6 protein-coding genes are annotated in these 4,037 nt (G+C 29.9%); 1 reads left to right on the top strand and 5 read right to left on the bottom strand.

What is annotated here, in order from left to right:
• The first annotated feature begins 156 nt into the window (after positions 1-156).
• Positions 157-411: a T9SS type B sorting domain-containing protein gene (locus tag ACSSV5_RS12165; protein ID WP_454246093.1), complete on the top strand. Its 255-nt coding sequence runs from the start codon at positions 157-159 to the stop codon at positions 409-411.
• Here ACSSV5_RS12165 and ACSSV5_RS12160 read toward each other — a convergent pair.
• The 5 genes from ACSSV5_RS12160 to ACSSV5_RS12140 all read right to left on the bottom strand — a co-directional run bounded on the left by ACSSV5_RS12160 (position 408) and on the right by ACSSV5_RS12140 (position 3,850).
• Positions 408-965 (bottom strand): hypothetical protein, encoded by a 558-nt coding sequence (locus ACSSV5_RS12160; protein ID WP_454246092.1) that lies wholly within the window; start codon positions 963-965, stop codon positions 408-410. The genes ACSSV5_RS12165 and ACSSV5_RS12160 overlap by 4 nt on opposite strands.
• Positions 966-978: 13 nt before the next feature.
• Complete coding sequence (gene trmD / locus ACSSV5_RS12155; protein ID WP_454246091.1) at positions 979-1,653, bottom strand: tRNA (guanosine(37)-N1)-methyltransferase TrmD; 675 nt, start codon at positions 1,651-1,653, stop codon at positions 979-981.
• The gene (locus ACSSV5_RS12150) at positions 1,653-2,231 is read right to left on the bottom strand and encodes a hypothetical protein (protein ID WP_211066760.1); all 579 of its coding nucleotides are present in this window, start codon (positions 2,229-2,231) and stop codon (positions 1,653-1,655) included. Before ACSSV5_RS12150 ends, trmD begins: the two co-directional genes overlap by 1 nt.
• 92 nt (positions 2,232-2,323) lie before the next feature.
• Positions 2,324-2,887, bottom strand: a complete 564-nt coding sequence (locus ACSSV5_RS12145; RefSeq protein WP_211066759.1) for a hypothetical protein — start codon at positions 2,885-2,887, stop codon at positions 2,324-2,326.
• Between the two features lie 33 nt (positions 2,888-2,920).
• On the bottom strand, positions 2,921-3,850 hold the full coding sequence (locus tag ACSSV5_RS12140; RefSeq protein WP_454246090.1) for a mechanosensitive ion channel family protein: 930 nt from the start codon (positions 3,848-3,850) through the stop codon (positions 2,921-2,923).
• Positions 3,851-4,037: the final 187 nt, after the last annotated feature.

Genomic DNA, 4,037 nt, shown 5'->3' with positions numbered 1-4,037 from the left:
TGTGAATTTTCTTCTTGATTTTTTCATATTTTTCATTGTTTAAAGTTAATAAATTTTCAACTTAAACAATGGTCCGAATTTGTCGAGGTATTATAGTTTGTTAGAGATAACAAGGGTTGTGGCATTCAGCAAAAAACTTTTGGTGTTATTGGAATTATGCCATTTTTTACTCCAAACAATGATGGTATTAATGATGTATGGGGATTTAAAGGCACTTTTAATAACAAACAAGCTTTAGCTTTTGTCTATATTTTTGATCGCTATGGCAAACTACTGAAATCATTCAGAGGGCTTGATAAATCTTGGGATGGTTTTTACAACAATAAACCTATGCCGTCTCAAGATTATTGGTATAAAATTGTTTTAGACGACGGTCGTAATTTAACGGGGCATTTTACTTTAAAGCGTTAGTTGTCTTTAACATCGCCTGCAAAAGGAGGAACACCAAGACCTTTTGGACGATTGTTTGATCTTTCTTTGTTATTAATTTCTCCTATAATTCTTAACGGATAAGTTTCAAACACTTTTGATCTTTTTCTGCAGTTTAATTCAATATAGCTCGAATTATATTTTTCATCTGCATATTTATCCCAAAGATAAATATAGACTTCTTGGATATAAGATTTTAAAACTTGTAGCTGATCTGAGTTTTTATTGAAACTTGCGAGTTGAATGTAAACCTTATCTGGATTGCTCGCTTTACTTTTGTTTTGTTTAGGATTAGTAACAAAATCTAATACCAATTCTTTAAAAGCAATTTCTCTTAAGTTGGGTTTCACTTCGCCATTAACAGCTATTTCTCCAGCTTGATTAATGATAATACTCAAAACGTTTCGTTCATTAGATGCATTAAATTCAGATGAGGTTATGGCTTGATCTAAATCTTTACATTTTCCATCTAACCAACTTTGGGAGAAAACATTAAATCCACATAAGCAAACTAATAAAACAAGTATATTCTTCATATTTATATTTTTTTTAATCAATGAGATCTGGTCGTTTTTGTTTAGTGGTTTTCAGGGCTTGAGTTTCTCTCCATTCATCAATCTTTTTAAAATGCCCGCTCATCAACACTTCAGGAACTTTTTTTCCTTTGTATTCGGCAGGTCTTGTATAAATGGGCGGTGCTAAAAGATTGTCTTGAAATGAATCTGTTAGGGCAGAAGTTTCATCATTTAAAACACCAGGGATAAGCCTGATAATGGCATCTGACAAAACTATGGCAGCAATTTCACCGCCCGATAAAACATAGTCGCCTATTGAAATTTCTTTGGTGATATGCATTTCTCTCACCCTTTGGTCAATGCCTTTGTAATGACCACAGAGTAAGATTAAATTTTGCTTTAAAGATAAGCTGTTAGCCATTTTTTGATTTAAGGTTTTGCCGTCTGGGGTTAGATAGATGATTTCATCATAAGTTCTTTCAGCTTTGAGTTTACTTATGCATTTGTCTATGGGTTCGGGCATTAAAACCATACCAGCACCGCCACCGTATTGGTAATCGTCAACTTGCTTATATTTATTTTTACTGTAATCTCTTAAGTTATGAAAATGAACTTCAACTCGTTTTTTTTCAATGGCTCTTTTAAGAATTGAAGCTTCAAAAGGACTTTTAAGAATGTCAGGAACAACGCTGATGATGTCAATTCTCATTAGCTTTTATTGTTTTTAGTTTGTGCTTTTTTTTGAGCGTCTAAAAGCTCTCGACCAAGTTTTTGTTGTTTCTCAATGGCACGATGCTTGTAATCTTCAAATTCTTTATTGATGTTTCTGAGATTTTCTTTGAGCTCAAGTGTAATAATATTTCTGTTTCTATATTTAATATAAATCAAAATCAAAATTAGAATTAATATAAATATTATCACCCAAACCATTATTAAATAATTTGATTTTGACATATCAATACCGAGAAAACTTATCTGATCTTTAGCATTTTTTATTTGAGAAAGTTCACTTTTTAAAGCTTGATTTTGAGAGTTAAGGCTTTTTGAATTTTTTTCAATTTCTTTAATATGTTCTTGTAATATGCTAATTTTAGAAACCAAACTATCTCTGGTTGAGGCTAAGTTGTCTTTGAATGCATTTAATTTAGCACGTTTAATAACCTTGTATTCTTGATAATTGCCACCAGAGTTGACAACAGAATCAAATGATTTTACAATATCATTTTTTTGTTGTGCTTGCGATTGAAAGCAAATTAGAACTATTAAAAGTGTAAAAAAATATCTCATTATAATAATTTATATGTAGCAAATGTATAAAATTAAGCTTAAAAGTTAACGTCCTAAATTTTTTAAATATCCTAATCAATTGATTTTAAGAATCAAATATTTAAATATAATAGTTTTTTAAACAGATTTAGCAAAGTGTTTTTACTAGTAATTTTTATGATTAGTATTTTGTTTTTCAAATGTACTGTTTCAATTTCATAGTTAATAAAAGCTTTGTCTAAAATATGAATTATGTTATCTACAATTTTAAAATCTTTAATGTTTCCTTTAAAATAATATTTACTGGGTAAATTAAATTCAGGTTGTTTTTTGATATTAAACGATAAATTGTTAAGAATATTCCTTTTCTTTATTATAAAATATTCATTTTTTTTAAATCGAGTCATAGTCTCCCAAGTTATTGTATTTCTAATGTTTTGAGATTTTGAATTGAGCAAGATATGATTAGAAGAAAACGTTGATTTTTTATAAGCTAATCTCCATTTTTGAGGAGTAAAAACCTCAGCAATAATATGATAAGACCAGGCATTATAATATCCATGAACATTACCTCCTTTATCTAGAACAAACCCTTCAACATTTTTACAAAACTTTTTATTGTTTTTGTAGAAAGGCGATGATTTTTCATCTTTTGTTGCGTCTGATTTAATACTCATTCCAATTTATAGGAGCTTATGTTAATATCAAGCTTATGAATTTACCAATTTTTTATCAGATTTGACCATGAGTCTTGCTTTTGGTAAGCTTTCAGGATAGTTTTTTTGAATGAATTCTATCATCTTTTCCCTGACATAAACTCTGAGATCCCAACATGTAGGCGAGTTTTTAGCACTGACTAAAATTCGTGATTCTACTGTATGTTCTTTACTGTCAGTAACTTGTAGAACATTCACTTTTTTGTCCCACAAATCAGTGGTGTTGAGCACTCTTGTTAATTCTTCCCTCAATGATTCAAAAGGGATGGTGTAATCAGTATATAAAAACACGGTTCCAATGATATCACCACTTGTGCGAGTCCAGTTTTGAAAAGGCTTTTCTAAAAAATAAGTCGAAGGCAAAACCAATCGGCGTTTGTCCCAAATTCTGACTACAATGTAGGTTAAATTAATTTCTTCTATCCAGCCCCATTCGTTTTCTACAAGTACAGCATCATCAATCCTGAAAGGTTGAGTAATCGCTATCTGGATGCCTGCAAGTAAAGCTCCAAATACTTTTTGAGCTGAAAGACCAATAATAATACCAGCAACTCCAGCCGATGCAAATAAGCCTATCCCTATTTTTCTTATGCCATCAAATGATAATAATATCAGGCCAATAGCAACTATTATAATTAGTGTTACAATTACTTTTTCCAAAATATTAACCTGAGTATAAAGCTTCCTAGAATGTAGATTGTCTTCAGCTTCAATATCATAGCGATTTAAAAGTTTTGCCTTACCCAATTTGATGAGGGATACGGAAAGTAATGTTATGCCTATTACTATAAAGTTGGACTTCTGTTGAATAATAAAGGTGAACTTGTAATTAATTAAGTCTGACAAAAATGTAAAAATAGGTTCAATAGCTATAGCCGCAATGATGAAAAATATGCTTAATATAAGGTTGAAATATTTTCTCATAGCAAATGCATTTTTTACGTGTTTCAAATTTATTAATATTTCTACTAAATACGGATAATTATGAATATAATACTAAAAATTAATAAGAATGGTAAAATAACGTGAGTTCGATATAAATTCCAATAAAATATATTCATATAAAATACAGATATTTAATCATTTGTCATGTCGATAGAGCGAAGCATGA

It is taken from the genome of Psychroflexus sp. MBR-150 (assembly GCF_053628795.1).
This window is presented reverse-complemented; position numbering and strand designations above follow the sequence as displayed.

What these genes read in the sequence shown, in the direction of transcription:
- ACSSV5_RS12165 (WP_454246093.1), top strand. Translation starts at nt 157, where the DNA reads ATGCCATTTTTTACTCCAAACAATGATGGTATTAATGATGTATGGGGA.
- ACSSV5_RS12160 (WP_454246092.1), bottom strand. Translation starts at nt 965, where the DNA reads ATGAAGAATATACTTGTTTTATTAGTTTGCTTATGTGGATTTAATGTT.
- trmD (WP_454246091.1), bottom strand. Translation starts at nt 1,653, where the DNA reads ATGAGAATTGACATCATCAGCGTTGTTCCTGACATTCTTAAAAGTCCT.
- ACSSV5_RS12150 (WP_211066760.1), bottom strand. Translation starts at nt 2,231, where the DNA reads ATGAGATATTTTTTTACACTTTTAATAGTTCTAATTTGCTTTCAATCG.
- ACSSV5_RS12145 (WP_211066759.1), bottom strand. Translation starts at nt 2,887, where the DNA reads ATGAGTATTAAATCAGACGCAACAAAAGATGAAAAATCATCGCCTTTC.
- ACSSV5_RS12140 (WP_454246090.1), bottom strand. Translation starts at nt 3,850, where the DNA reads ATGAGAAAATATTTCAACCTTATATTAAGCATATTTTTCATCATTGCG.